The following is a 26,085-nucleotide window of genomic DNA, read 5'->3' on the forward strand; positions in this document are numbered from 1 at the left end:
CAATAGTTATCAATAAAAATTAACAGCATATTAACAAGTTATCAACAGGGGTTGTTAATTTGATGATTTTTCGTTTTTTGTTCGCTCATCCTTCGCTCATCCTGTATTGTTCCTATAGTGTGTGATTTTTTTTAATATGAGAAGGCTGGGAGGGCTGAGAAGGCTGGGAGGCAAATGTAGTATTTGTATGCTAATAGATAAAAATAATTTTATATCTTTGCGGCAAAATAATCGATAATTAGAAATAATCAAAATTAGCTAACAAACTATGAACAAATGTATGATGCTCTTGCTTGCTTGCGTTACTGCCCTGCAAGCACAAGAGATTAAAACTTCTCAACAGCTTTGCGCTGATGGGCAATCGCGCCCCTATGTGGTTTATACTCCTACAAAACCCAACCCTAAAACTAAACCTTTATTGGTATTCTTGCACGGAGCCGTAGCCTCGCCTCAGGTCAATGCTAACCCCGAAGGCTATGTGCGCAAATCGCCCTTGGTAGCCTTAGCCGAGGCTGCTGATTGTTATCTGCTTTTCTGCTTCGGACAAAAAGGCGCTACTTGGTTCGATGCCGTAGGGCAACAAATGGTAATGGACGAAATCACTGCCGTAAAACAACAGTACCCTATCGACCCTGATAAAATCTTCCTGTCGGGCTTCTCTGATGGCGGTTCGGGGGTGTATTACTTCGCTATGACGCAACCCGACCCTTTTGCCGGCTTTATCGCGATGAATGGCAGCCTAAAAGTAGCCAGTATGTTGGGCGAAGAGGAGATTTTTCCCTGCAATATGAATCAAAAACCGCTGTATATACTCAATACCAGCGGCGACAGTCTCTATCCGCTTGAGCAAATCACCCCTTCTATCGACTTCCTACGGAAAGAAAATCCTAATATTACTTTCAAAACCCCTACAGGCGACCACTTTTTGGGTTACCTGCCCGAAGAACAGTCCGCATTAGTCGATTTTATTAAAAACCACACGCGCCAACCCCTTACCCATATAGTATGGGAGACCTCTAGTATTAACAAAATCAATCGGATAGGGTGGCTAAGCCTCAAATCGCTCGCCCTCGAGCAAGAGCGCGCCCCTTGGCATACTCTCTATCCCAAAGTGACCATACAGAACAACAAAGCCGATTTGGGCATCAAATACGACTATACTTACAAAGGCAAGGGCTTGCGCATAGCAGGTTTTAAGAATGACACCGTTACTGCCAAGCGTTTGGGCGCCAAAGAGGGCGATATACTCCTCGCCTTAGAGCGTGACAGTATCAGCTCGCCAATGGCACCGATGCTCTACACCGCCCAAAAGAAAGCAGGCGACCCTACCGAACTGACGGTGCTACGCGAGGGAGCGACCCTAGTGCTAAAAGGCAATTTTAACCAAGGATACCCCTATGCACTGCTAAAACATCAGCATAAAACCGCCAAGATTGAGGCGGAAATAAGAGGCAATGAGCTATATGTACGCACCTCGCGCATAGCTGCATACGAAATAGATAGGAAGCAAACGCCGGTGAAAATCAAGGGTAAAGTAAAAGATTTCATAAATAAACCTTAAAAAAGTTTTCGTTTTTGTTGTTTTTTAGGAAAGGTTTATATATTTTTGCCCCCGAATTTTCGATTTGGCGATTTGGCGATTTGTCAATTTGGCGATTTGTCGATTTACTTTTTCTAAGAAAATAAAAACTAAAATATCAAAATAATGGAACACCAAGATCAACAAAACAAAAGTTACGTATTGCCTATTGCGATGATGTTCGCACTATTCTTTATGATTTCATTCGTAACAGGCTTACAAAACCCTTTTGGGGTAATTGTTAAAAACCAATTTATGGCTAGCAACCTCGAATCGCAATTGGGGAACTTAGCGAACTTTATAGCCTATGCCTTTATGGGTATCCCTGCTGGGAAAATGTTAGAGCGCATTGGCTATAAGAAAACTGCCTTAGCAGCTATTGCAGTAGGTTTCGTAGGGGTATGTGTTACCTTCTTATCGGGCTCTGCAGGTAGCTTTGCCGTATACCTAACCGGTGCTTTTATCTCTGGTTTCTCTATGTGTATGCTAAACGTGGTGGTAAACCCTATGCTTAACACCCTTGGTGGTGGTGGCAAACGCGGTAACCAATTGCTACAGTTCGGAGGGGCTATCAACTCTATCGGGGCTACTATTGTGCCTGTATTGGTAGGTTACCTTATCGGTACTATCAGTTCAGAGACTTCTATAGCCAACGCTAACCCTGCCTTATTCTTAGCAATGGGTATTTTTGCCTTAGCGTTTATCGTATTGTTCTCGATGAACATTCCAGAGCCTCACGCAGCGGCTGCTGTTGCCAATGGGGTGAAGAATAGCCACAGTCCGCTATCTTTCCGTCACTTTGTATTAGGAGCTATCGCTATTTTCTTATACGTAGGGATAGAAGTAGGTATACCAAATATAGCCAACCTATTTATGACAGGTAGCACTGAAGCTAACGGTTTAGGCATTGACACCACTACCGCTGGTTCGGTAGTAGGTACTTATTGGTTTTTGATGTTTATCGGTCGTCTTACCGGTGGTTCATTAGGCGCTAAATTCTCAAGCAAAGGAATGCTTTCATTCGTATCGCTCTTAGGATTAGTGTTTGTACTCTTGGCTATCTTCATACCTGAAACACAAATGGTAAATATGCCTGTATTCAAAGCTGATATATCATTCGGTTTAGCACAAGTGCCTATGAGCATTATGTTCCTTATCCTTTGCGGCTTATGTACTTCGGTAATGTGGGGAGGTATTTTTAACCTTGCTACTGAAGGTTTGGGCAAATATACGGCTGCTGCTTCGGGTATCTTTATGGTGATGGTATGTGGTGGAGGTATCCTACCAGCTATACAAGGATGGGCTGCCGATGCTGTAGGTTATATACAAAGTTACTGGGTAATCGTACTTGCGATAGCTTACCTATTGTTCTACGCATTAGTAGGTAGCAAGAATGTTAATACCGATATTGATGTAGCTTAATTTTAGAATGTTTATAATGTGAAAAAGGCTGCCCTGCTCTTTAGGGTAGTCTTTTTCTTTTTTAACATATGGAGCAGATTTTCTATTTTATTGCAGAACTCACCGTAGCAGCAGGCGTATTTTACGCTCTTAAATGGTATTTGAAAACCCATCAAAACGATTTTGAAAAGCGTTTAGAGAGCTATTGCCCTCCTTCTCCCCTACCTGAGGCGCGACAACTATACCTAACTAAGCGGAAGAGAATTCTGAAGTATCTATTTACAACTGTAGTGATTGTCTTTTCGTTAATCCCTTTTCTGTTTATTGGGCTGTGCGTCGATTTTGAGGTGATACGCCAAATGGATAGCGTACCCTACTTGCTTTTTGGTTATATATTGGTAACGTCTATTACCACATTTGTCCCCTATTTGCTAATAATTTTCTATTATTTATACTACACTATCAACAGGACTACGCAAGCGCAACAACTGCTTTTGGCAGAAATGAGCGAAGAAGATTTTGCCTATTTGGAAAAGGTGAAACAGGTATCGAGATTGTTATACCTCTTGCCGCCATTTGTGTTGTGCCAAGAGAAGCTATACTTCTTTAAGCTAACGCATATCATTGAAGTACCGGTAACCAGCATTACGAACGTCAGTGCTATTTCAAAAGACAAATACAACAATATAACGGTGCTCATAGAGCACTCGCAGCGCACTACCCTAACAATACCCAGTGAATTGTATCCGTTTCTCACGGCATTTATGTTTAAATACCGTTTGGCTACAGGCTATGTAGCAGAGGGGCAAAGGGGTATTGAAGTGTGAGTTTTTTATCGTTAAGCTTTGTTTGTTCAGATTTTATTATTACCTTTGTAACCATAAAAACTAAAATACTATGCAGACATTAATTACAAAAACAGCTAAACCCGCTAAAAAAGAAGCTAAAAAAAAACTAACCAATGCCGAAAAAGATAAGCTTATAAAAGAACTTTCAGAACAAGCCAACAGAAATATAGCTTATAAATTTATGTTTAACTATTTAGGGAACAACACTATTTAAAAAAATAATTCTTCTTTTTTTCTTGCTAATTGAGAAAATAGTAGTACCTTTGCCGCCGAATTACGAACAAATCATTGTTTAACCTGATAAATACACACGAAGAAATGACCTACATCAAGTTACATATCGCATCTGTATTACCTTTGCACAAGGTAACGCTTCGTGGCGTATCCGCTTGATTAGAATAATAGTATAAAATATAGAAGAGCCCGAAGCACCCGCTTCGGGCTTTTTTGTATCCTCTCCCCCTTACCACATACCCAGCTGTGAGCCCTCGCTGGCTTCTCCCAAGGAGAGGGAGATTTTCCCGAAGCAATTTGTTAATTATTAATTGTCAATTGTTAATTGAAAAATGGGAAATCTATATATTACTCCCGAAGGAGGTGGTCGCCTCCGCAATTTGCGTTCTCGCAAGCTCATTGCTCGAGAAGACCACGAGAAGTATTTGCGCGAATGTATCAAACGCCAAAAAGTACTCTTTAAACAACGCCGTGAACTGCCGCTTGTGCCACTCGAAAAACCCTACCAAAAGGGCTATGTGCGTTTCTTTGTACTGAGGGAAGATGTGCGACAAGGCAAGCAAGCCGACTTTTTCGCGACACTTTTGGAGAAAATCAACACCTATCAATATGCCGATACACGCAAGTTCCAGAAGAAGAAAAAGCGTCGTGGCAAGCGTGTCTATATAGCTCGCAAACAAGAATTGTACGCTTTTAGTCAATGGGAATGGGAAAGAGCTCTTGAAAAAGGAAAATTTACCCAAAAAGAACGTGCCTATTTTGCAAAAATAGAGTGTTTCAATCGCCAAAAAGACCGTTTTGAAATCTATTACGAGTTTACCGAGGCGTGGCGTTTTGAGTTGCGTGTAAAGCCTAATATGATTACGCATTACCGTCCGGTAGATATAGCCATAGAGCAAGAACTCGCCGAGCTTGATAAAATCATAGATAACCATAAGAACTGGGGGATTATCCATAGCAAAATCTATGGAGGCAGTTATTCGTGGAATCAATTCCAAAAGCGCTATACGCCTAAGGAAAAGTACAAACGCACCCCGCTGAAAGAAATTGCAGCCCTTAAGTATCACACCTCAGCAATGGAAATCGCAGATATACTTTTAGAAGTCAATCTTTAACCTTATCCGACCAGTCCGCCCCACCGGACTCGTTCGATTTACAAAAAACAAAAGAAAAAATGGAAGAAAAAATCATACAAATCACTGCAGGGCGTGGTCCTTTAGAATGCCAATGGGTGGTAGCCAAAGTGCTGAAAGTCTTTTTGCAAGAGGCTACCCAAAAAGGCATTGACTATACTATCGTCAGCCGAGAGGAAGGCGACGCTAATCTGACTATAAAATCAGTTACTGTGCAACTTAAAGGCAAGGAGCTATCGGCTTTCCTAAAAAGTTGGCTCGGCACGGTTTGTTGGGTGGGCAAGAGTACCTTTCGCAAATTCCACCAGCGTAGCAATTGGTATATAGGCGTTTTCGAGCTCGACCAACTGCAACGTCAGTCTTTTTCGGAGCGCGATGTACAGTTCCAAACCACTCGTTCGCAAGGCAATGGCGGACAGAATGTGAACAAGGTCAATTCGGCAGTACGCGCCACTCACCTGCCTACTGGTGTCAGCGTATTTGCACAAGATTCGCGTTCGCAACTCGACAATAAGAAGCTCGCCCTCAACCGTCTGAGGGAAAAGCTCGCCGAAATAGAGCTTCAGCAACTTGCCGAGCAAGCGCAAAACCATTGGAATAATCACACCCAAGTGCAGCGGGGCAACCCTGTTCGCACCTTTAATGGCTCTGACTTCAAAAGCACTTATGTAGAAAAGAGTTATAAGAAGGAACGTGCTGCGGCTAAAAAGAAAATTAGTCGATTTGCCGATGAGTCGATTTGCCGATGAGTCGATTTGTCGATTAGCAAATGATTGTGTCGCTACGACCTTTGGCGAAGTTGAGTAAAAACTAAAAGCAATATGATCAGAACAATTATTTTTGAAAAAGAAGAGGATATATCCTCTACGATTAGCGATATATTGATTCCGAGTTTGGGTGTAACACTGCCTATATGGATATATAATGAAGCAGGAGAAGCAGGTTTCTTTTCGCCTAAGCAAGAAGTTGTCTTTGAACAGTTCTTTTATCACAATTCCTATCAGGAACAACTCAAAGAGCAATTGCGGGACTTTTACGAAGAGCTAGTTAACAAAGGAGAACTGGAGCGAAAGAATGAACACCATTTTGAGCTTGATTTTGAGTTTGTAGCTATCCCCAGTCAGTGTAAAACCTCTAAAAACATTGTTTATGTAGGAGCTTTTACCAATTGGGATAGAGAGGATAGTGAATTCCCTTTGGAAGTAGAAATTTATTTTGAAGAAGGAGAAGTGATGTGGATAGATGAACTCCGTGGCACTTATACTTTTCCACATTAAAGAATTAAAACAATGACAAACAAAATCATTATTATAGACTTAGAAGCGACTTGTTGGGAGGGAATACCCCCAAAAGGAGAAGTCAGCGAAATTATAGAAATAGGCATTTGCCTGCTTGATACCCTTACAGGTGAGATTAGCGATAACAGAGGTATTTTGGTAAAGCCTACGCATTCCAAAATCAGTCCTTTTTGTACTCAACTTACCACCATTACCCCCGAACTGGTAGCGCGGGAAGGCGTAAGTTTTGAAAAAGCCTTGCAAATCCTTAAAAGGGAGTACCAAGCCTATCAGTACACTTGGGCGAGTTATGGGAATTACGATAAAAATATGCTCCAAAAGCAATGTGCACTTAGGAAACTACCTTACCCAATGCGCAATGAGCATATCAATGTAAAGGAACTCTTCCAAGAGGTAACCCAGCACCCCAAGCGATTGGGAATGCATCAGGCACTGAACTACCTGAAGATACCCCTTGTAGGAACCCACCACCGAGGCAAAGACGATGCTTATAACATCGCTAAAATAATGCACTGCTTGTCTCATTATCAATTGACAAATTAATTCGCAATGAAAAACAACCTTATTCACGGCGTTCATATTTTTGAAAGCGATCTCGCTAATGAGTTGGATAGCATAGTAGAAGATGCTTATCACTACGGCGCTACAGAAGCCGAAATACGCTCCCTTATAGACACTTTTCGCAAGGAAGCAGTGCGCACTGCTTTGGAGAAGGAAATATTTTTGACCCTTCGCCTTGCTATTTTGTGGCAGTATGGGTGGTTGCGCCCCGAGGAGGTAGCTCCTCTGCAACAGTTGGTACAAAAAGGAGTTTCTAAAAAGTGGCTACAGCAGTTTGGTACTGATACCCCTCAGATGAGCTATGCAAAGCGACAACAGCAAGTAGTACGACTGCTCTCTCGCCTTGCCACTGCCAATACAGCAGTGCCTGCACGCGAACATTGGCAAAAGGTAACCGATTTCCTTTTTGTGCCTTATGAAGTGCTGAGCGTACCCTTGTTGGGAGGTCAGTATGGTGCGGTATGGCTATTGAGGACTGATAACTATGAGGGCGACGGACATTATACTTTCGTGGAACTATTGTATAAAAGCACTGAAAAGCCAACGATGGAATCGCTAATGGAGGCGCGCCTTCAGCTGATGGGAGATGGTGAGAAGAAAGTGCTCAGTGATGTGCGTAGGGTAAGTCATAAAGCCTTGTTGCTCTTTGCCGAACGTTTGGAGCGGATAGGTACTGCCATTCCTAAAAAATCCCTACCAGAGCCTTCGCCCTATATAATAGCCTACGATTCTTTTGAGAAATTCGTACAGCGATGGAACAGCGATACAGGTATCCCCGATAAAAGGAAAAGAAAGAAGTTCAAGTCAGTCGTTGCCCATTGGTATATTAGTAAATTGACAAATTAATCCTATGAAAAAGTTTGAATTTAAATACCAATTTGAGTTCTTTTGTTCCCCTATTTGGATAGAGGAAAACGTGAAGAATCCTACCCCTCGCAATGTGGAAATTGCGGATTTGGATATCAATCCATATCTAAAAGAAGAATTAGAGGAACTCAATCACTTGTATCAAGAGATTTTCAATGACAATTACCCTCCAGAATCCGATTTCAAAGATGCCGTAAGTGAGTACATATTTGTAAACCGCGTACTTGTTTCGGCAGAACTCTTAGAGAAAGAAGTAGGGGAGCAATACATTTTTGTCTTTGATTATCCAAAATGGAGAGAAAAATTAGCAGATTTGAAAATTAGCTAATGAGTGCAATACTCCACTTGATTACTCTGTTAATCAATTACTTTATTGCCCCCTTCGGGGGAACGGGGGCATTAGCAAATCAACAAATTATTATGGCAAATTTAAAACTTAAAGGGAAAGACCTACTCAAGTTAGGTTTCCCGAATAATCAATCTATTAATGTAGCGTTGGAAGTGATGAAACGCAATTACGCTACTAAAAACTTAGCGTATGTAAAGTCGGTACTTGAGGATATTCTAAAAAATCCTGCACAGTACGAAGGTCACCTTACTTTCGGGCAGATAGCCGAAGCGTTGCTTTCGTCTACTAAAACCGAAAAACGACAGCTCAATAGCTTGCGCGCGCCTTATCACATCTTTGGCGAGGACATCACCGAAGAGGCAAAAACGCAACTCTATACGGCTCTGAAACTCCCTATTTCGGTTGGCGGTGCCCTGATGCCCGATGCCCATAGTGGCTATGGTTTGCCCATTGGGGGCGTGCTGGCGGTAGAGAATGCGGTCATTCCTTATGGGGTGGGCTTGGACATCGGTTGCCGTATGTGCCTTAGTATCTTGGATATCCCTGTGTCGTACCTCTCAGGGGCACGCGATAAGTACGAGAAAGCCCTTGCCGAGCATACGAAGTTTGGTATGTACGAAACCCACAAATCGCACGTAGAACACGAGATTTTCGACCGCGATACTTTTTCGCTTATCCCTATCCTCAAACGTTTGAAAGATAAGGCAATCAAGCAGATGGGTACTTCGGGCAGTGGCAACCACTTTGTGGAGTTTGGCGAGGTAGAGCTTTTAGAAGACGACCCACAAATAGGGCTACCTAAAGGCAAGTACTTGGGAATCCTTTCGCATAGCGGGTCGCGCGGGTTCGGGGCGGAGATAGCGCAATATTACGTGCGCGTGGCAGCCGAACAATGTCCGCTACCCAAAGAAGCACAGCAGTTTGCGTGGCTCGACCTCAGCACTCACTTAGGGTTAGAGTATTGGACGGCTATGAACCTTGCAGGCGATTACGCTTCGGCTTGTCACGATGACATTCACCGCCGACTTATTCGCGCGGTAGGCGGGCGACTAAGAGCGCGTATTGAGAACCATCATAACTTTGCGTGGAAAGAAATTCATAACGGCAAGGAGGTGGTAGTGCACCGCAAAGGGGCGACTCCTGCTGGCGAGGGGGTATTGGGCATTATCCCTGCCTCGATGACCGATGCTGGCTATATAGTGCGCGGCAAGGGCAATGCTGAGAGTTTTAGTTCAGCCTCACACGGGGCTGGGCGTGCCTTCTCGCGCAATGAGAGTAGAAATCGCTTTACCAGTTCAGATATTAAAAAAGCCCTCAAAGCCAAAGATATTACCCTTATTGGGGGCAATGCCGAAGAAGCCCCTATGGCATATAAAAACATCGAAACGGTAATGCAATCGCAAAGAGATTTGGTAGAGGTAATAGGGCGCTTTCAGCCTCGTATTGTGCGTATGGATAAGTAAATTTTGTGTATCTCAACATAAAATAGTACTTTTGCCTAACTTTCTTAGTCAAAAACAAACGTGATTACCAAAAACACTATCGATAAAGTATATGATCAGATGCGAGTAGAAGAGGTCATCGGCGACTTTGTACAGCTCAAACGCGCCGGCTCTAACTACAAAGGCTTAAGTCCGTTTTCTAACGAACGGACGCCGAGCTTTATGGTCTCGCCAGTGAAGCAGATTTGGAAAGACTTCAGCAGTGGCAAGGGGGGTAATGCTATCGCTTTCTTAATGGAGCACGAGCATTTTACCTACCCCGAAGCCATTCGCTATCTGGCTAAGAAATATCACATAGAGATTGAAGAAAGCCAACCATCTACAGAAGAAAAAGAGAAAGCCGATGAGCGCGAAAGCCTCTACATAGTGTCGGAGTACGCACAGCAGTTTTTTCAAGACTCGCTGCTCAACACTGAGGCTGGCAAAGCCATCGGACTTTCTTATTTCAAAGAGCGCGGCTTTACCGATGATACTATCAAAAAGTTCTGTTTGGGCTTTTCGCCTGATGAATGGACAGCCTTTACTGATGCTGCCCTTGCCAAAGGTTATCAACTGCCTTATTTAGAGAAAACGGGACTTACAATTGTTAATGGCGACCGCAAGTTCGACCGCTTCAAAGGCAGGGTGATGTTCCCCATACACTCTATGAGCGGGCGTGTGCTCGGCTTTGGGGGGCGCATTCTTACTAACGACAAGAAACAGGCCAAATACCTCAACTCGCCCGAGAGTGATATTTATCACAAGAGCAAAGTGCTGTATGGTATTTTCTTTGCCAAGCAGGCGATTGCCAAGGCTGATAACTGCTACCTTGTAGAGGGATATACCGATGTGATACAGCTACACCAGAAAGGCATTGAAAACGTGGTAGCCTCGAGCGGTACTGCCCTTACCCCCGACCAAATAAGGCTTATACACCGCCTAACCCCCAACATCACGGTGTTATACGATGGCGATGCGGCAGGTTTGCGCGCTTCTATTCGCGGGATAGACCTTATCCTTGAGCAAGGTATGAACGTAAAGGTCTGCACCTTCCCCGATGGCGAAGACCCTGATAGCTTTGCGCGCAAGACCGCCTACGAAGACCTTGTGATATATCTGCAAGACCACGCTACCGACTTTATCCGCTTCAAAGCCTCTCTACTGATGCAAGAGGCGCAAGACGACCCTATCAAAAAAGCCGAAACCATACGCGATATGATAAACAGCATCGCCAAAATACCCGATGCTATCAAACGCGAAGTGTATGTGCGCGAGTGTGCTGTGATAATGGACATTTCGGAAGAGGTGCTCTTTAGTACCCTTTCGCAAATGCTCAAAAAAGACCTGTACGAAGGGCAAAAAGTAGAGCGCAAGCAGCCTACTATGCAGGTAAGCAGAACGCCCGAAGCCGTAGAGCAACGCGGCATCAACAAACTCGAAACCCTTGAGCACGACCTTATCAAAACGCTGTTGCTATACGCTAATCGCGAGTGTGAGTTTATCGATACCATACTCGAACAAGACGAAGAAGGCAACCTAAAGGAAAAGCAAGTGCAGCAAACCCTAAAGGTATACGAGAAAATATTCTTAGAACTGCAAGAAGACGAAATAGAGCTTGCCAATCCCGATTTTAAGCAAATATACCAGCTGCTGATGCAGAAGCTAAACGAAGACCCTGAGTACAACATAGATAGAATAGCTAACGAACTGCCTGTCGAGCTATCAGAAAAAGTATCAGACCTAATAATGGAAGATGAAAACCGCCATTTAGACGATTGGGAGCGGCGTGACATCATCGCTAAAGACAAAGATGCACACATCAACGCAATGGTAAGCGATATCATCTTAAACATTCGCACGCTATTAGTGCGCCACCTTATTCAGGAGATACAAGCGCAATTTGCTTCAGCAGAAGAAGAGGAGAAACGAGAGCTCTTAGAAACCGTAAAGAGCTACTTACAACTACAGAAGCTATTAGCCAAACGCCTAAATGTAGTAGTAAATTATTAAAGAGTTCCTTGTGCTTTAAGAAAAAGTTATTACATTTGCACCTCGTAAACACTAAAAACTAATAACCATTATGAAAATATCTGTAGAACTAACCTTTAGTCCGTTGCAAGACGATTTTGAAAAACCTATTCAGCACTTCATCAGAAAACTACGTGCCTCAGGACTTATTATCAAAGAAAATCCGCTAAGCACGCAAATCTACGGCGATTACACCCAAGTGATGAGCCTCCTCACTACCGAAATAGAAGAAGCTCTTGATTTGGTAGAACACGGACTTATGTACGTGAAAATAGTAAAGTCTGACCGCCACGACTACGTTCCTTTCTCTTAACTAACTACCGATGACTGATTTATTTGCTCAATACCAAGGGGTAGAAACTCACTTGGTAGTCTTAGAAATTATCGGAGTCTTTTTCGGCTTCTTAAGCGTTTGGTTTGCTAAAAAAGGGAATATATGGGTGTACCCTACGGGTATCATCAGCACTGTACTCTTTGTCTATCTGCTTTGGCACTATGTGCTGTGGGGCGATATGCTTATCAATGCTTATTATACCGCAATGAGTATCTACGGATGGGTACTATGGGCTAAAAACGCTCATAACAATGTTATTACTATCAGTCGCACTACTTCTCGCGATTGGTATATCTGTGCCGGCTTAGGGCTCTTCAGCCTCACTTTCGTTACTACAGTCTATTACCTCAAGCCTTTTATACAAAACAACTTCTCTATGGAAGGCGTAGCTTTAGGTTTTGAGCACTTCTTACCTACCGAATACGTTGATGTATTCACCACCGCTATCTTCTTAGTAGGTATGTGGCTAATGGCAAAACGCAAAATCGAAAACTGGATTTTCTGGATTGTAGGCGACTTTATCTCTGTACCCCTATACCTCAAAAAAGGAATGCTCTTTACTTCATTCCAATACCTTTTATTCACCATCATTGCTATTATGGGTTATATAGAATGGAAACGACACTTACGCAACACCCCAGCCCCCTCACAAAAGTAGCTTTTATAGGCCCTGAAAGCACAGGCAAAACTACCCTAAGCGCGCTATTGGCGCAGCACTACCATACCCTATATGTAGAGGAGTATATGCGCACCTATCTGCAACGCAAATGGGACGAGCACCGACTTACTTGCACCCCTGACGATGTGCTACCCATAGCCGAAGGACAGATGCGCACCGAAAACGAGCTCGCTGCTCAAGCCCATCGCTTCCTCTTCTGCGACACCTGTCTGCTGGAGCTGATGATTTACTCTTATCTGTACTACGGTTATTGCGACCCACGTATAGAGCAGGCAGCCCTCTCTCACCATTACGATTTTATCTTCCTAACCTACATCGATGTGCCTTGGGTAGCCGATGACCTACGCGATAAACCCAACGAGCGCGATGAGGTATTTGCTTTCTTCCAACAAATGCTTGACCTACACCACATTAGTTATATTATCCTCAAAGGCGACTTACACACACGGCAACAACAAGTAGTACATTTTTTAGACAGCTATCAAAAAAATTAACAGTATTGCGTTAAAATTTAACATAGCTTTAACGTATAGGGGGGGGTAAAATGCTTATCTTTGCCCCCGAAAATACACAAGATATTTGCTTTTCTTAAAGTCCCGACTTTCATTCTCTTTCATCTATTCTATTCTCCTCAGAAAGTCGGGCGATATTTCAGAGAATAGCAGAAGGGTTCCCACAATCATACACACCCTTCTGCTTCTTTCTCTGATTTTTTTATAGTTCCTTCAAAAGTTTTTTATATTTTTGCGCTATTAAATCACAATAAACAACTAATGGTTAGTAATATAAAAGAAAATGAGCAAGATTTTTAGTAAAAACGCCTTCCTTTGGCTCTTAGTACTAATGGTACTATTGGGCAAACTAATCCCCTATCGCGAAAGCTATAACGCTTACTTCAATTTAGGTACTTTTATTGATTGGGGCATAGTGATTATCTTCCTCCTCTATGGGCTTAAACTCAATATCCGCGAGGTGGTAAACGACATCAAAAACTGGAAACTACACCTACTAGTGCAGCTGGCTACCTTTGTGCTTTTCCCGCTTTTGGTCATTGCTTTCTATCCGCTAGCCAAAGACACTACTTTCTACCTGCTATGGTTTTCCATATACTTCCTCTCTTGCCTACCCTCTACAGTATCATCATCAGTGGTGATGGTCTCTATCGCTAAAGGCAATGTACCCTCAGCTATCTTCAACGCCTCTATATCAGGACTTATCGGCATCTTTGCCACCCCTATGCTAATGCACCCCTTCATGGATAACAGCAGCAACGCTACAGTCGACCAAGCCTCTATCATCCAACAACTATTGCTAAAAGTACTCTTGCCTATCGTATTAGGCTTGCTTCTAAACCCCTTATGCCGAAAGTTCATCACCCGTTACGGAAAACTCATTGGCAAGTTCGACCGACTTATCATCTTACTAATCGTTTATGAGAGCTTTTCTACTGCCTTTGTAAATCAAGTGTTCAGCAGCGTACCAGCCGTAACGTTTCTTATTATCGCAGGGGCATCAGTAGGACTGTTCTTCATTGTCTATCACGTATTAAGCTGGGCAGCTAAGCGTTTGGGCTTCAACCGCGAAGACACTATCACTACTACCTTCTGCGGCTCTAAAAAATCATTAGTACACGGCAGCTTGTTTATGATGGTATTAGGCATTCCTGACGATAATAAAGTAATGTTTCTCTTACCCATAATGCTATACCACAGCTTTCAGTTGTTCTACGTAAGCTGGCTAGCAAATAAATTATCAACAACACAAAGCAAACCCTAACAAACTATGAGAAAAGCACTAATCATCTTAACCACCTTAATAGCCATTGTAGGCTGCCAAACACGTATTAAGCCTCTTACAGATTTAGACGACAACCAATTGCACGGCAAGGTAAAACAAATGCTCGAGCTAACCTATTACTACGGCAATGTCGATAGAGTGTTTTTTGAAGAGAAAACCAAAGCCTCCGATTCAATGTTGTATATTTTTAATGAAAAAGGCTATTATACCGAAGCCGTTCGCTTAACTCCTTCTGATGATGACGAGGACGAACAGGCGGCCAGAAAAATCTACGTTACTCGCACTGCCGACGAAGTAAAAACAACCGCTTACAACAGCGATGGAGATATCCTATACCAAAGCATAAGTAAGCTAAACCCAGAAGGCTTAGAGCTTACCCGAACAGATGTTTATAAAAAAGATGATGAAAAGATTGTAATGAACTCCACTTATGACCATAAGAATCTCAAGAGAGAAATAAATATTGAACACAAAGACGGAAGTAAGCAGAAAAATGTACTAACCCATAACAAAAAAGGACAAGTCATTAAAGGAGAGTTTTACATAGGCAGCGAAAATGAGCTTTTTTTAACCTCTATATGTACCTACAACAGCAAGGACTATTTAGAAAAACGTGAACGGAAGTATGCTACTTATTCGGTTACTACCACTTACGAGTATGAATATGATGCCCAAGGCAGTGCCACTGTCGTCAAGGAATACGAAGACGGCAAACTCACAACCACAAGAAAGAGAATCATAGAGTATTATTAACACCCCCAATCCAAACCACTAAATTATGACGATTAAAAACTGGGAAGACACCGATAAACCTCGCGAAAAGATGATGGCGCAAGGCAAAACCGCATTAAGCAATGCAGAACTTTTAGCCATTCTCATTGGCTCAGGGGCTGCCAATGAAAGTGCCGTTGCTTTAAGCAGACGCATATTGGCTTCAGTAGGCAATAGCCTAACCACTTTGGGCAAACAAACCCTCGCACAGCTCACCGCCTTCAAAGGCATCGGAACAGCCAAAGCAATCACAATTCTCGCCGCTACCGAAATCGGGCGTAGGCGTGCTGCCGAAACACCTGAGCCACAGCCTAGAATCGAAGCCCCTCATAACATCTTCACCTTAATGCAACCCCTTATTGGCGACCTGCCGCACGAAGAGTTTTGGGTGCTATACCTCAATAGCGCCAATCGCGTCATTCACAAATGCCGACTTTCTTCAGGAGGCATCACGCATACTACCGTCGATATACGACTTCTCTTCAAAAACGCCTTAGAGCAAGGTGCCGTCGCAATTATTTTAGTACACAACCACCCTTCAGGCAGCACCGAGCCCAGCCACGACGACATACAGCTAACCCAGAGAGTAAAAACAGCAGCCGAAACCTTAGACATCAAACTATTAGACCACGTAATTATCACCGAGAAAGCCTATGAAAGTTTAGTAGAAAACGGAATTATGTTTTAAATTTAGAAATTTTGGAGGTGATTTAAAATGGTAAATTTCTGTTTTAAGGGCTCGTGTGATTTCCATATAGTGTTATTTTATCTTTGCTATGTCGTTTTTATAACTCGCAAAAGTATAGCGATGCAAAAGCGATTTTGAGACTTTTCAGATAGCCTCAACGGGTGTATTAACAACTAAAGTAGTGAAATACAAACTTAGGAAATTGGTCTCTAAGGTTGTAATATCCTTTGATGATGGCAAAATATTCTTGATCATCCCACAAGTGGGCTTCCACTCCTACAGCGGTATCATCATTGTTGAAGTTATACACCTCTAAATTCACCCCTCCGCCTTCTTCTTTATCCATTTCTTCTATAGGAAAGAGGTGTAATACGCTTTTGTCTTCTACAAAGTCAAGCATTTCATAGATTTCTTCTAAAAATTCTCCTGAAATATCAAATTTTTCAGCTAATACTTGGGTATTTTGCGATTTATAAGCATTTAAAAAATCGGTAAGAGCGTAGTAAATTTCTGTTTTAAGGGCTTGTGTAATTTCCATATAGTGTTATTTTATCTTTGCTATGTCGTTTTTATAACTCGCTAAACTGATGTTTCCTTCTAAAACCAATTCGCAAAGGGCTGTTGGGTCATAATTTTTAAAGGAATGAAGGGTATAATAGCAATGCTTGTTATCGCGCTCTAAGTGAAGTACATAACCATCGGGTTCATCTTGAAAAACAACGATTGCTTCTTTGTACTTTTCTAAGGTTGCTACCGAGCGTATCAAATCCTGCCTACTATCGTGCAAGTGAGAGGCTACAAAGGCTATTTCGGTAGTGCCATTGCTAATAGTTACCATTGCCCAGCCATGTTCTTTGGGAGTGTAATCAATCATTGCAAATTAATAAAGTTTCATTAGTAAATCGGCAAAAGAAGTAGCAATAGGAGAGGGCTCTATGTCTTGTATATTATGATTAAAAAGATAAATCTGCTGGTCTTCTGCTAATAGAAGCGTATCGCCCGCAGGAGTGCACGCAATCGGTATTCCCTGTTTCTGAAAGTCAGTATACAAGTCTATCAGCGAATGAAACTTATAAGCCGACCGAAAAGCCAAAAAGCGGTCTATTACCACCTTACTGCCTTTCACCCTGTTTTTAGAAGGAATGCCTCCGTTGTGCTCCAACAGAAAACGAATATATTCCTCATCGATAGGCTGGCTCAGCTCTCTCTGAAAATCAGCAATTTCTGTTTCTTCCGCCTTGTCCGTTTCGTAGGCTTTGATGAGGTTTTTTAGGGTTTGTTTATCGGGCAAAATCTTATAAGCCCTGAGCTGTTCCACTTTCTCCGGACTCAAGCCATATTTCTCAAAAGTAAGTTTTTTCATAGGTTTATTATCCACTAATCGTTTCTAAATGAAGGCGGTAGTTATCATCGAGCCTGATATTCACCAGATGCCCCAAAAAGTAATCAGTGTCCGTATCTACATCAAAAATGCAAGGGTAGTTTGTATGTAGCCATAGGGCTTAATTTTGGGCTACAAAAATAACAAATAATCAACAGATATACAAACGTATCAAAAATTTCTTTCTATCATAGATAAAAAAATTTGGAGGTGATTTAAAAAGTATGATGAATTTTGGACTTATGTTCAGAAAAAAGAGAACAAACAGTGGCTTATATACGCTTATGACAGAGAAACACGAGAAATTATAACTTATGTTTGGGGTAAAAGAGATTTAAGAACAGCTAAAAAGTTAAGGAAGCAACTTAAAGAACTGAATATTACCTATGATTCTATAGCAACTGATGATTGGAAAAGTTTTAAAACAACTTTTAAAGAGGATAATCATCTAATAGGAAAAGCATATACTGTTGGGATAGAGTGGAATAACTGTAAATTGAGACATAGAATAAAACGAGCTTTTCGCAAGACTTGTTGTTTTTCATCATACTTTTTGAAACACCACCGAAATTTTTTCTGTTCTTACTTACCCTATACAAACAATATAGGAACGATATAGGAACGATACAGGAACGATACAGGAAGAACACAACATCGCCCAAAGTATAAATATCTCCCCAAAAACCCGAAAACAGAAAAATATCCTAATTTGTCATTTGCCATTTGCCATTTGTCATTAAATTACTATCTTTGTGCTTTCAATAGTAAAACAGCAATATTATGGGTATGATTATGAACTACCTCCGCGTACCTAAGGCGGAGTTTGACAAATATCTAAAAGAACCTAAGGCACTCGAAGAGGAGATTCATACGCTTTTCGAGGCTGAAGAAACCAGTGAACGTTTATTTGATGTTGATAAGGCATGGAGCGGCATTATGTACCTACTCACAGGCAGTGCTTTCGTATGCGGCTACGAAGAAGATTCCGACGATGATGTATCTCGCCTCTTTTTCAGCGGACAGCTTTTTGATGAGCAGTCTGACCTCTATGGATTTGGACCTGCGCACTACATTACCCCCGCTCAAGTGGCGGCACTCAGTAAGCGACTCAGTGCTATGTCCGAAGCTGACTTAAGGGAAAACTACAATCCCGAAGAGATGGCTGCAAATGAAGAGCTTTATCCCTCATTAGAGTGGAACGAAGATGATTTTTCTTACCTAAAGTATCACTTCGAAAAGTTGCAACAGTTTTTTACCACAGCAGCCCAAAACGGCGATGCTATAGTAAATTTCCTATCATAACAATTCAAAAATATCAAAAAGTGGAAAAAACAGCTTCTCAAATCATTGATTGGATAAAAAACTACGCCCAGCAAGCCCGTGTCAAAGGCTTGGTGATAGGCATATCAGGAGGGGTAGACTCAGCCGTAGTCTCTACTCTCTGCGCGCGTACGGGGTTACCTACCCTTTGCCTCGAAATGCCCATTCATCAGGCAGAAAGCCACATAAGCAGAGCCGAAGAGCACATCAGCTTCCTCAAGGCGCACTACCCTAACGTCACTAATTTGCGGGTAGACCTCACCCCTGTATTCGACCAATTCGTAGTGCAAGTGCCGCTGACCGATAAGCCCACCTACGAAATGGCTTTGGCGAACACCCGTGCCCGCCTACGAATGACGACTCTTTACTACTTCGCTGGTTTAGAGGGGTATATCGTAGTAGGTACCGGCAATAAGATAGAAGATTTTGGCGTAGGCTTCTTCACCAAATACGGCGATGGAGGCGTAGACATCAGTCCTATAGCCGACCTGATGAAGAGTGAAGTGTACAAACTTGGCGAGTACTTACAGGTGCCTCAAAGCATTCTCAAAGCCAAACCCTCTGACGGACTTTTTGGCGATGACCGCAGCGATGAAGACCAGTTAAAAGCCACTTACGACGAGTTAGAGTGGGCTATGCTCCAAACTGAGCAAGGACAAACTGCCGAAGCCTTCACAGGCAGACAGCGCGAAGTATTCGAGATATACACCCGCCTCAACCGTGCTAACCAACACAAAATGCAACCCATACCCATTTGCAAAATCAACAAATAAAACAAATTGACTAATCGGCAAAATCAACAAATCGACAAATTGACAGAAATGAATATACTAATCTTAGGCTCTGGCGGTCGCGAACACGCCTTTGCCGTAAAACTACACAGCAGTCCACTTTGCGACCAGCTCTACATAGCCCCTGGCAATGGGGGTACTCACCACGTAGCTACCAATGTAGCTATTAGCCCTACCGACTTTCCTGCGCTAAAAGCCTTTGTACTCGAAAAAGAGATTGCAATGGTGGTAGTAGGTCCCGAAGACCCTTTAGTAAAAGGGGTATATGATTTCTTCGTTAGCGACAAAGACCTTGCTCACGTACAAGTAATAGGCCCTTCGCAACTCGGTGCTACCCTCGAGGGCAGTAAAGAGTTTGCCAAAGAGTTTATGGTGCGCCATAACATTCCTACGGCTAAATATGCGAGTTTTACTAAGGAAACGGTTGAAGAAGGTTGTGCTTTCCTCAGCACGATGAAAGCCCCTTACGTCCTCAAAGCCGACGGATTGGCGGCAGGCAAAGGGGTCGTAATACTCGAAGACCTACACGAAGCACAAGCCGAACTACGCCATATGCTTATCGATGCTAAGTTCGGGCAAGCCAGCACCAAAGTAGTGATTGAAGAGTTCCTCAAAGGTATAGAGCTTAGCTGTTTTGTGCTAACCGATGGCGTCGATTATAAAATATTGCCTACTGCCAAAGACTACAAGCGTATAGGCGAAGCCGATACAGGGCTCAACACTGGTGGTATGGGGGCGGTTTCTCCGGTGCCTTTTGCCGATGCCGCTTTTATGCAGAAGATAGAAGAGCGCATCGTAAAACCTACCATCAACGGACTACAAGCAGAAGGCATTGTCTATAAAGGTTTTGTTTTCATCGGACTTATAAAAGTTGAAGGCGAACCTTACGTGATAGAATACAACGTGCGTATGGGCGACCCCGAAACAGAAGTGGTTTTACCTCGCATAGAAAGCGACTTAGTGCCTCTATTCCAATCGCTTTACAACGGCACTTTGGCTGCACAAGAGCTAAAGGTAACCCCAGAAAGCGCTACCACAGTGGTAATGGTATCAGGGGGCTATCCTGAGGAATACGAAAAAGGGAAAGTCATCACCGGCACCGAAAGTGTAACCGATAGTATGGTATACCACGCAGGCACAACCCTAAAAGAGGGCGCACTGCTAACGGCAGGCGGTAGGGTATTGGCAATCACCTCATTAGGTGCTGATTTTCACCAAGCGCTACAGAAGTCATACCACAGTATCAGCAAAATACATTTCGAAGGGGCTTATTACCGAAGAGACATCGGTAAAGACCTTTCATCACTCTAATCAAAATTCTTATGAGGGTTGTCATCACAGGAATGGGGATTTATTCGTGTATAGGCACTTCGCTAAGCGAGGTCTATAGCTCATTATATCAGGGGAAGTCGGGTATTGTAGTACAGCCCGAGCGCAAGCTGATGGGCTATAGGTCAGCCCTTACAGGTGTTCTGCCTACCCCAGAACTCAAAGGTATATTGGGGCGGAGAGAGCGCATATCTATGGGGCAGGAAAGTGAGTTTGCCTATATGGCTACCCGCGATGCCCTTAGCGCGGCACAGATAGACCTCGATTTTCTACGCCAGAATGAAGTAGGCATTCTCTACGGAAACGATAGCGTAGCCGAATCGGTAGTACTCACACACGACAAAATACGCGAGAAGAAAGACACGGCATTACTCGGTTCAGGGGCAGTATTTCGCACAATGAACTCTACCGTTACGATGAACCTCTCCACGCTCTTTCAGCTGCGCGGAGTGAATATGAGCATTAGCGCGGCTTGTGCCAGTGGTTCGCACGCCGTAGGGTTGGGCTATCTACTGATACAGAGCGGTATGCAAGATTGTATCATATGCGGCGGAGCCCAAGAGGTAAACCCTTATTGTATGGGCAGTTTCGACGGATTAGGAGTTTTCTCAATACGCGAAGAGGCGCCTGCACTTGCCTCTCGTCCGTTTGATGCACATCGAGACGGCTTAGTACCTAGCGGAGGGGCTGCCACCCTTATACTCGAAAGTTATGAGCACGCGCTAAAGCGTGGGGCTACCCCTATAGCCGAAGTAGTAGGCTACGGCTTTTCTTCTAACGGCGCTCATATCTCTACCCCAAGTGTAGAAGGCCCCGCCCGCGCGATGAGGCGAGCACTGCAAAATGCAGGTATGCAGCCCCACGAGATAGACTATATCAATGCGCACGCTACATCTACCCCCATAGGCGATGCCAATGAAGCAAAGGCTATTTACGAAGTATTTGGCAGCAAAACGCCTGTGAGCTCTACTAAATCGATGACGGGACACGAATGCTGGATGGCAGGGGCAAGCGAGCTCATATACAGCATACTAATGATGCAACACGACTTTATAGCTCCTAATATCAACTTCGAAACCCCCGATGAAGACAGTGCCAAGCTAAATATTATCAGCAGTACGCAACAAAAGTCCATCAATGCTTTCTTGAGCAATTCATTTGGCTTTGGTGGTACTAATTCAGCTTTAATAATTAAAAAAATGCCCGTTAGCTAAAGCTAACGGGCATTTTTTTGATATTATTTATCACTTTTAAGGATACCCCCACTCAGGGCGAACTCCATAGCTTTTTGGGCGGTAAAACCCTCAGCAGGTTTAATATTTTCAGCAGAAGTAACGATTACCCACCCCGATATAGCATAAGAGTGCGGCAGATAAACACTTACCATACCTTCCAGATTTGTAAAGTTCATAGTATGCTGGGTAAGGAAGCCTATACGCCATATTTCAGGCGTTTCATTAACACGCACCCACACAGGATTGGTAAACTTGCGTTTATCGCCTACAAACGAAGCCAGCATATCTTTAATAGACGAATAGATAATCTTCACCCCAGGTATGTGCGCCACTATATAATCCATTAGGCTAACGAATAGTTGCCCCAAAATAAGTTTACTACCTACAAAGCCGATAAGTGCCGTACCGAACAGTACAGCCGCAAATACAGCTCCTGGGTATTGGCGAGAGATATTGGGTACTAAGTTATCTACACTCTTAAAGATAGACCATATAATCCAAACGGTGGCACTAAGAGGGCCTATAATAAGAATTCCTTGAAAGAAAAACTTGATAAAGATGCCTAAATAATTCTTTTTTTTCATTTGTTTTTTAGTGAATATTTAAGGGTTATTGGCTCATCATAAAAGTATTGGTATGCGCTCTAAGAATAGCTGAAAGCTGAGGCGAATAGCCTCCTCCCATAGAGCATTGCACCGGCAAATGGTGTTGCCGACAAAGGTTAAATACAAATCGGTCGCGGTCAGCACAGCCTTGCACACTCAGCGATAGTTTACCGAGCTTGTCGCTACTAAGCACATCTACTCCCGATTGGTAAAACACAAAATCAGGCTGATGAGCGGTGATGATTTCGGGCAAAACAGAAGTAAGTACAGAAAGGTAAGCCGCATCAGTAGTGCCTGTAGGCAGGGCAATATCTCTATCGGACTGTTCTTTTACAAAAGGGTAATTGCCCTCTGCGTGCATCGAAAAGGTAAAGACGCGCGGGTCGTGCCTAAATATCTCGGCAGTACCATTGCCCTGATGTACATCTAAATCGATAATAAGCACTTTTCTAACAGCTGTATGCGCCAGCAAATAGGCAGCAGCCACCGCTTGGTCGTTAAGCATACAGAACCCCTCTCCCCTATCAGAAAACGCGTGATGCGTACCCCCTGCTATATTAAACCCTACCTCAGCGGTGCGCAGTGCCCATAGGGCTGCCTCAATGGTACCTTGTACTAAGGTGAGTTCGCGGTCTACTAACTGCTGATTTTGCACAAAACCAATAGGCAATGCCTCTTTATGCGATAGCTGTAGATGCACAAACTTATGCACATAATCAGGGGTATGCGCCAAGCAGAGCGTCTCCAAACTTACCTTAGAGGGGGTGCGAAAGTCAGCAGGATCGGCTATGCCTTCGTGCAGAAGCTGTTGCGGCAAAAGGGCGTACTTCTGCATCGGAAAGCGATGATTATCAGGCACTGGGTGATTATAGATAGGGTGGTAACTGATGTACATTTCAATATAAATTATACCGTTTGTGCTTTCTTTCTACTGAAGTAAATATATACCAAAGTACCTATAAGCAGCAAGTGTAAATATACTGAATACATCACTAATTGAGGATAATCCATTGTATGGGCGAACTGATAAAGCCCAATAACCTGTGCTCCGTAAGGAATGAGGCCTTGAGCATAGCAAGAAAAGATATCGAGCACCGAAGCGGCATTGCGCAGCGGTACATTAAACTGCTCACTGATGCGCTTGCTTATCTTCGATACAATAAGAATCGCTACCGTATTATTGGCTACACAAACATCGGCTACCGTCACGAGGAAGCCCATACCGAGCAATGCCGATGCCCCACTCCTAATATGCCTAGCAATAAGATTCATCAGGTATTGTATACCGCCGAAATGTTCCACTAAAAGAGCCAATCCACCGATGATAAAGTACAAGAAGAAAATATCAGCCATATCCATAAAGCCTTTATAGGTATGCTGAGTAAAATCTAAAAAGCCAAACTTGCCATAAGATAGTCCTATCACTCCTGATAAGAGAACCCCTAAGAAAAGCGACACAAATACATTCACCCCAAAAAGAGAGATAATCACTACGGCTATATAAGGCAAAATAAGCACTATATTAAAGTCGTGATATGCCTCGCTATGGGTGAAGGTCTGCGCTTCGGGATTGCCTATAAACAAAAGAACAATCACAGAAAGCAATGCCATTGGCAGGGCAATCTTAGCATTGGCTTTCATCTTATCGCTCATCTTACAACCCAACGACTGGGTAGCGGCAATGGTAGTATCAGAAATAAGCGAGAGATTATCGCCAAACATAGCCCCTGACAACAGCGATGCCCCAATAAGAGCCGTATTAGAGTGACTTTCGGTAGCGAGATTGAAGACAATAGGCGAAAGCGTCATAATAGTACCTACTGAAGTACCCGTAGCAAACGATAGGAAAGAAGCCATAACGAAGATACCTACCGGAAAGTACTGAGGCGAAATGTAGTACATACCCATATTCACGATACTGTCTATACTACCAGAGGCTTTGGCTACTGAAGCAAATGCCCCTGCTAAGAGGGCAATAACGCACATTTGCAACACATTGCTATCGCCTGCCCCTTTAAAGAAGAGAGTTATTTTCTCATTAAGCGGAGCCCTATAAATAAGGAGAGCTATCACTACTGCAAAGAGCGCTATAATAGGAGCTGGTAGCGAATAAAAGTTATCGAAATACAAACCACTTCCTAAGAATATTGCTACGAATATCAGTAGCGGTATAATGCTTATTATATTTAATTTCTGTTTCATTATTTAGTTATTTGATATTTCTAATGGTGATAAATTATTTGTTTTCTGAAAAATAGATAGCAACTGGTTGAGCTTGTTAATTAGCAACTGTTTGTCAATTAATTGGGTTTGATATTCTGCAATAATAGTAGGACTTGCACTTCTTGCCAATGAATACTCTACCACTTCAGTGTCTTTCCCCTTACAAAGCAAAATGCCTATACTAGGATTTTCGTGAGGTCTTTTTACATCTCTATCCAAAGCTTCTAAGTAAAAGTTTAATTTCCCTAAGAATTCAGGCTCAAAATCCTGTATTTTAAGTTCAAAAAGTACTAAACATTGCAAATCGCGATGATAAAATAGCAAATCAGTATAATAGTCCTTATTACCTACTTGTAGGCGGTACTGCTCGCCCATATAAGTAAAGCCTTTGCCTATTTCGAGGATAAACTTTTGCAAGTTTAAAACAATAGCTTTTTCAAACTCCTTTTCAGAATGGTTATCAGGTAAATCTAAAAACTCAAACACATAAGGGTCTTTAAACAAGGCTTGGATATTGTCCATTTTCTGCACCATAGGCGAAGTTGCTTGTTTGGCTAACAAAGTGCGTTCATAAGTAGCTGTTTTTAGTTGTCTTCTCAACTCAGCTTTTGTCCATTTTTCAGTAATTGTTTGTAAAAGATAAAACAATATTTCTTCAGGATTTCTTATAGAAGAAAAAATATCTAAATGTTGAGACCAAGATACTTTTAGGAGCACATTTTCCATATAAAACTGATGCTTTTGAAATTGTGTCGCCGTTGGCGACACAATTAGAACATCTTGTTTTTCAGTACGTTCTACACTAAAGAACAACTCTTCCCACAGTTTAAAAACTTCAGAATTCACAGCGTGAATTTCATAGAATTGTTTCATTCGGTATAAACCTCTTCTATTAAACCCTGAAAGGTTAGGCATTTTGGTATGGATAAAATCAGCTAATGCAGTCATTGTTTTATCACCCCAAACACCTTTACCAATTTTGTCGGAAAGAATATTACCTACATTGAAGTACAACGCTACTAGTTCGCTATTAGCCTTTACATATACGCGCTCTTTAGCACTTTCTATCAGTTGTACTATATGCTGAAAATCTGTATCCATTTCTGTAATCTTTTATCATTAGTTTTATAATTGTGTCACCAGCAGTGACACA

Annotated in this window: 29 protein-coding genes and 1 pseudogene; 23 read left to right on the forward strand and 7 right to left on the reverse strand. The window is 42.7% G+C overall.

Features of this window, described 5'->3' with window-relative positions:
* The first annotated feature begins 268 nt into the window (after positions 1–268).
* The 18 genes from FOC45_RS11060 (at position 269) to radC (ending at position 16,048) form a co-directional block, all read left to right on the forward strand.
* Positions 269–1,561 carry a phospholipase gene (locus tag FOC45_RS11060; RefSeq protein ID WP_009390183.1) on the forward strand — a complete coding sequence of 431 codons (1,293 nt, stop codon included), beginning with the start codon at positions 269–271 and terminating at the stop codon, positions 1,559–1,561.
* Positions 1,562–1,705: 144 nt separating this feature from the next.
* Positions 1,706–3,001, forward strand: a complete 1,296-nt coding sequence (locus FOC45_RS11065; RefSeq protein ID WP_009390179.1) for an MFS transporter — start codon at positions 1,706–1,708, stop codon at positions 2,999–3,001.
* A 68-nt stretch (positions 3,002–3,069) separates the two neighbouring features.
* Positions 3,070–3,807 (forward strand): hypothetical protein, encoded by a 738-nt coding sequence (locus FOC45_RS11070; RefSeq protein WP_009390178.1) that lies wholly within the window; start codon positions 3,070–3,072, stop codon positions 3,805–3,807.
* 70 nt (positions 3,808–3,877) lie between these two features.
* Positions 3,878–4,042: a hypothetical protein gene (locus FOC45_RS11075; RefSeq protein WP_009390176.1), complete on the forward strand. Its 165-nt coding sequence runs from the start codon at positions 3,878–3,880 to the stop codon at positions 4,040–4,042.
* 352 nt (positions 4,043–4,394) lie between these two features.
* Positions 4,395–5,177 (forward strand): hypothetical protein, encoded by a 783-nt coding sequence (locus FOC45_RS11080; RefSeq protein WP_009390174.1) that lies wholly within the window; start codon positions 4,395–4,397, stop codon positions 5,175–5,177.
* A 59-nt stretch (positions 5,178–5,236) separates the two neighbouring features.
* Complete coding sequence (prfH, locus tag FOC45_RS11085; RefSeq protein ID WP_009390172.1) at positions 5,237–5,944, forward strand: peptide chain release factor H; 708 nt, start codon at positions 5,237–5,239, stop codon at positions 5,942–5,944.
* Between the two features lie 72 nt (positions 5,945–6,016).
* Positions 6,017–6,472, forward strand: coding sequence for a hypothetical protein (locus FOC45_RS11090; protein WP_009390170.1), 456 nt, complete (start codon positions 6,017–6,019; stop codon positions 6,470–6,472).
* A gap of 12 nt (positions 6,473–6,484) precedes the next feature.
* Positions 6,485–7,036, forward strand: coding sequence for a 3'-5' exonuclease (locus FOC45_RS11095; protein WP_009390168.1), 552 nt, complete (start codon positions 6,485–6,487; stop codon positions 7,034–7,036).
* A gap of 6 nt (positions 7,037–7,042) precedes the next feature.
* Positions 7,043–7,900, forward strand: a complete 858-nt coding sequence (locus tag FOC45_RS11100) for a hypothetical protein (RefSeq protein WP_009390166.1) — start codon at positions 7,043–7,045, stop codon at positions 7,898–7,900.
* 4 nt (positions 7,901–7,904) lie between these two features.
* Complete coding sequence (locus FOC45_RS11105) at positions 7,905–8,249, forward strand: hypothetical protein (RefSeq protein ID WP_009390165.1); 345 nt, start codon at positions 7,905–7,907, stop codon at positions 8,247–8,249.
* Positions 8,250–8,341: 92 nt separating this feature from the next.
* The gene (locus FOC45_RS11110; RefSeq protein WP_034540350.1) at positions 8,342–9,733 is read left to right on the forward strand and encodes an RtcB family protein; all 1,392 of its coding nucleotides are present in this window, start codon (positions 8,342–8,344) and stop codon (positions 9,731–9,733) included.
* Between the two features lie 60 nt (positions 9,734–9,793).
* A complete protein-coding gene (gene dnaG, locus FOC45_RS11115) occupies positions 9,794–11,761 on the forward strand; it encodes a DNA primase (protein WP_009390162.1) in 1,968 nt (655 codons plus the stop codon).
* Positions 11,762–11,831: 70 nt separating this feature from the next.
* Positions 11,832–12,092 carry a YkoF family thiamine/hydroxymethylpyrimidine-binding protein gene (locus FOC45_RS11120; RefSeq protein ID WP_009390161.1) on the forward strand — a complete coding sequence of 87 codons (261 nt, stop codon included), beginning with the start codon at positions 11,832–11,834 and terminating at the stop codon, positions 12,090–12,092.
* 10 nt (positions 12,093–12,102) lie between these two features.
* Positions 12,103–12,771, forward strand: a complete 669-nt coding sequence (gene pnuC, locus FOC45_RS11125) for a nicotinamide riboside transporter PnuC (protein WP_009390159.1) — start codon at positions 12,103–12,105, stop codon at positions 12,769–12,771.
* Positions 12,726–13,286, forward strand: coding sequence for an AAA family ATPase (locus FOC45_RS11130; RefSeq protein WP_034540344.1), 561 nt, complete (start codon positions 12,726–12,728; stop codon positions 13,284–13,286). The genes pnuC and FOC45_RS11130 overlap by 46 nt, the downstream gene beginning before the upstream one ends.
* 301 nt (positions 13,287–13,587) lie before the next feature.
* The gene (locus FOC45_RS11135; protein ID WP_009390156.1) at positions 13,588–14,568 is read left to right on the forward strand and encodes a bile acid:sodium symporter family protein; all 981 of its coding nucleotides are present in this window, start codon (positions 13,588–13,590) and stop codon (positions 14,566–14,568) included.
* Positions 14,569–14,574: 6 nt separating this feature from the next.
* Positions 14,575–15,342 carry a hypothetical protein gene (locus FOC45_RS11140; protein WP_009390152.1) on the forward strand — a complete coding sequence of 256 codons (768 nt, stop codon included), beginning with the start codon at positions 14,575–14,577 and terminating at the stop codon, positions 15,340–15,342.
* A gap of 25 nt (positions 15,343–15,367) precedes the next feature.
* On the forward strand, positions 15,368–16,048 hold the full coding sequence (gene radC, locus FOC45_RS11145) for a DNA repair protein RadC (RefSeq protein WP_009390150.1): 681 nt from the start codon (positions 15,368–15,370) through the stop codon (positions 16,046–16,048).
* Between the two features lie 166 nt (positions 16,049–16,214).
* On the opposite strand, the gene FOC45_RS11150 is transcribed toward radC, so the two are convergent.
* From FOC45_RS11150 to FOC45_RS11160, 3 genes are read right to left on the reverse strand one after another with little or no spacing between them, the layout of a single operon-like run.
* A complete protein-coding gene (locus FOC45_RS11150; protein ID WP_009390148.1) occupies positions 16,215–16,586 on the reverse strand; it encodes a hypothetical protein in 372 nt (123 codons plus the stop codon).
* A 6-nt stretch (positions 16,587–16,592) separates the two neighbouring features.
* Positions 16,593–16,922, reverse strand: a complete 330-nt coding sequence (locus FOC45_RS11155) for a hypothetical protein (protein ID WP_009390146.1) — start codon at positions 16,920–16,922, stop codon at positions 16,593–16,595.
* A 6-nt stretch (positions 16,923–16,928) separates the two neighbouring features.
* Entirely contained in the window at positions 16,929–17,411 is a 483-nt protein-coding gene (locus FOC45_RS11160) for an SMI1/KNR4 family protein (protein WP_009390144.1), read from the reverse strand.
* A 253-nt stretch (positions 17,412–17,664) separates the two neighbouring features.
* Here FOC45_RS11160 and FOC45_RS11165 point away from each other — a divergent pair.
* The 5 genes and pseudogenes from FOC45_RS11165 to FOC45_RS11185 form a co-directional block, all read left to right on the forward strand.
* Positions 17,665–18,048 (forward strand): annotated as a pseudogene (locus tag FOC45_RS11165) (IS1 family transposase); the annotation flags it as partial.
* A 161-nt stretch (positions 18,049–18,209) separates the two neighbouring features.
* Positions 18,210–18,731, forward strand: coding sequence for a YfbM family protein (locus tag FOC45_RS11170; RefSeq protein ID WP_009390143.1), 522 nt, complete (start codon positions 18,210–18,212; stop codon positions 18,729–18,731).
* Positions 18,732–18,751: 20 nt separating this feature from the next.
* On the forward strand, positions 18,752–19,522 hold the full coding sequence (nadE, locus tag FOC45_RS11175; RefSeq protein WP_009390138.1) for an NAD(+) synthase: 771 nt from the start codon (positions 18,752–18,754) through the stop codon (positions 19,520–19,522).
* Positions 19,523–19,570: 48 nt separating this feature from the next.
* Positions 19,571–20,851 (forward strand): phosphoribosylamine--glycine ligase, encoded by a 1,281-nt coding sequence (gene purD, locus FOC45_RS11180; protein ID WP_009390137.1) that lies wholly within the window; start codon positions 19,571–19,573, stop codon positions 20,849–20,851.
* An 11-nt stretch (positions 20,852–20,862) separates the two neighbouring features.
* Positions 20,863–22,083: a beta-ketoacyl synthase gene (locus tag FOC45_RS11185; RefSeq protein ID WP_009390135.1), complete on the forward strand. Its 1,221-nt coding sequence runs from the start codon at positions 20,863–20,865 to the stop codon at positions 22,081–22,083.
* 23 nt (positions 22,084–22,106) lie between these two features.
* Here the strand turns inward: FOC45_RS11185 and FOC45_RS11190 are convergent, their stop codons facing one another.
* From FOC45_RS11190 to FOC45_RS11205, 4 genes are read right to left on the reverse strand one after another with little or no spacing between them, the layout of a single operon-like run.
* A complete protein-coding gene (locus tag FOC45_RS11190; protein WP_009390133.1) occupies positions 22,107–22,688 on the reverse strand; it encodes a DUF502 domain-containing protein in 582 nt (193 codons plus the stop codon).
* A 25-nt stretch (positions 22,689–22,713) separates the two neighbouring features.
* On the reverse strand, positions 22,714–23,604 hold the full coding sequence (locus FOC45_RS11195) for a histone deacetylase (RefSeq protein WP_034540667.1): 891 nt from the start codon (positions 23,602–23,604) through the stop codon (positions 22,714–22,716).
* An 11-nt stretch (positions 23,605–23,615) separates the two neighbouring features.
* Positions 23,616–24,911, reverse strand: coding sequence for a Na+/H+ antiporter NhaC family protein (locus tag FOC45_RS11200; RefSeq protein WP_009390129.1), 1,296 nt, complete (start codon positions 24,909–24,911; stop codon positions 23,616–23,618).
* Between the two features lie 3 nt (positions 24,912–24,914).
* On the reverse strand, positions 24,915–26,033 hold the full coding sequence (locus FOC45_RS11205) for a YhcG family protein (RefSeq protein ID WP_009390127.1): 1,119 nt from the start codon (positions 26,031–26,033) through the stop codon (positions 24,915–24,917).
* Positions 26,034–26,085: the final 52 nt, after the last annotated feature.

Source organism: Capnocytophaga sp. FDAARGOS_737, from assembly GCF_009730375.1.
In the GTDB taxonomy this organism is placed as follows: Bacteria; Bacteroidota; Bacteroidia; order Flavobacteriales; family Flavobacteriaceae; genus Capnocytophaga; species Capnocytophaga leadbetteri.

Excerpts from the sequence above, each read along its gene's own strand:
- FOC45_RS11080 (WP_009390174.1), top strand. The coding sequence starts at position 4,395 with ATGGGAAATCTATATATTACTCCCGAAGGAGGTGGTCGCCTCCGCAAT.
- FOC45_RS11120 (WP_009390161.1), top strand. The coding sequence starts at position 11,832 with ATGAAAATATCTGTAGAACTAACCTTTAGTCCGTTGCAAGACGATTTT.
- FOC45_RS11195 (WP_034540667.1), bottom strand. The coding sequence starts at position 23,604 with ATGTACATCAGTTACCACCCTATCTATAATCACCCAGTGCCTGATAAT.
- FOC45_RS11185 (WP_009390135.1), top strand. The coding sequence starts at position 20,863 with ATGAGGGTTGTCATCACAGGAATGGGGATTTATTCGTGTATAGGCACT.
- FOC45_RS11070 (WP_009390178.1), top strand. The coding sequence starts at position 3,070 with ATGGAGCAGATTTTCTATTTTATTGCAGAACTCACCGTAGCAGCAGGC.
- FOC45_RS11140 (WP_009390152.1), top strand. The coding sequence starts at position 14,575 with ATGAGAAAAGCACTAATCATCTTAACCACCTTAATAGCCATTGTAGGC.
- FOC45_RS11205 (WP_009390127.1), bottom strand. The coding sequence starts at position 26,033 with ATGGATACAGATTTTCAGCATATAGTACAACTGATAGAAAGTGCTAAA.
- FOC45_RS11110 (WP_034540350.1), top strand. The coding sequence starts at position 8,342 with ATGGCAAATTTAAAACTTAAAGGGAAAGACCTACTCAAGTTAGGTTTC.
- prfH (WP_009390172.1), top strand. The coding sequence starts at position 5,237 with ATGGAAGAAAAAATCATACAAATCACTGCAGGGCGTGGTCCTTTAGAA.
- FOC45_RS11130 (WP_034540344.1), top strand. The coding sequence starts at position 12,726 with ATGGAAACGACACTTACGCAACACCCCAGCCCCCTCACAAAAGTAGCT.
- FOC45_RS11150 (WP_009390148.1), bottom strand. The coding sequence starts at position 16,586 with ATGGAAATTACACAAGCCCTTAAAACAGAAATTTACTACGCTCTTACC.
- FOC45_RS11190 (WP_009390133.1), bottom strand. The coding sequence starts at position 22,688 with ATGAAAAAAAAGAATTATTTAGGCATCTTTATCAAGTTTTTCTTTCAA.
- FOC45_RS11170 (WP_009390143.1), top strand. The coding sequence starts at position 18,210 with ATGGGTATGATTATGAACTACCTCCGCGTACCTAAGGCGGAGTTTGAC.
- FOC45_RS11100 (WP_009390166.1), top strand. The coding sequence starts at position 7,043 with ATGAAAAACAACCTTATTCACGGCGTTCATATTTTTGAAAGCGATCTC.
- radC (WP_009390150.1), top strand. The coding sequence starts at position 15,368 with ATGACGATTAAAAACTGGGAAGACACCGATAAACCTCGCGAAAAGATG.
- purD (WP_009390137.1), top strand. The coding sequence starts at position 19,571 with ATGAATATACTAATCTTAGGCTCTGGCGGTCGCGAACACGCCTTTGCC.
- pnuC (WP_009390159.1), top strand. The coding sequence starts at position 12,103 with ATGACTGATTTATTTGCTCAATACCAAGGGGTAGAAACTCACTTGGTA.
- FOC45_RS11075 (WP_009390176.1), top strand. The coding sequence starts at position 3,878 with ATGCAGACATTAATTACAAAAACAGCTAAACCCGCTAAAAAAGAAGCT.
- FOC45_RS11060 (WP_009390183.1), top strand. The coding sequence starts at position 269 with ATGAACAAATGTATGATGCTCTTGCTTGCTTGCGTTACTGCCCTGCAA.
- FOC45_RS11155 (WP_009390146.1), bottom strand. The coding sequence starts at position 16,922 with ATGATTGATTACACTCCCAAAGAACATGGCTGGGCAATGGTAACTATT.
- FOC45_RS11135 (WP_009390156.1), top strand. The coding sequence starts at position 13,588 with ATGAGCAAGATTTTTAGTAAAAACGCCTTCCTTTGGCTCTTAGTACTA.
- FOC45_RS11160 (WP_009390144.1), bottom strand. The coding sequence starts at position 17,411 with ATGAAAAAACTTACTTTTGAGAAATATGGCTTGAGTCCGGAGAAAGTG.
- FOC45_RS11095 (WP_009390168.1), top strand. The coding sequence starts at position 6,485 with ATGACAAACAAAATCATTATTATAGACTTAGAAGCGACTTGTTGGGAG.
- FOC45_RS11105 (WP_009390165.1), top strand. The coding sequence starts at position 7,905 with ATGAAAAAGTTTGAATTTAAATACCAATTTGAGTTCTTTTGTTCCCCT.
- FOC45_RS11090 (WP_009390170.1), top strand. The coding sequence starts at position 6,017 with ATGATCAGAACAATTATTTTTGAAAAAGAAGAGGATATATCCTCTACG.
- FOC45_RS11200 (WP_009390129.1), bottom strand. The coding sequence starts at position 24,911 with ATGAAACAGAAATTAAATATAATAAGCATTATACCGCTACTGATATTC.
- FOC45_RS11065 (WP_009390179.1), top strand. The coding sequence starts at position 1,706 with ATGGAACACCAAGATCAACAAAACAAAAGTTACGTATTGCCTATTGCG.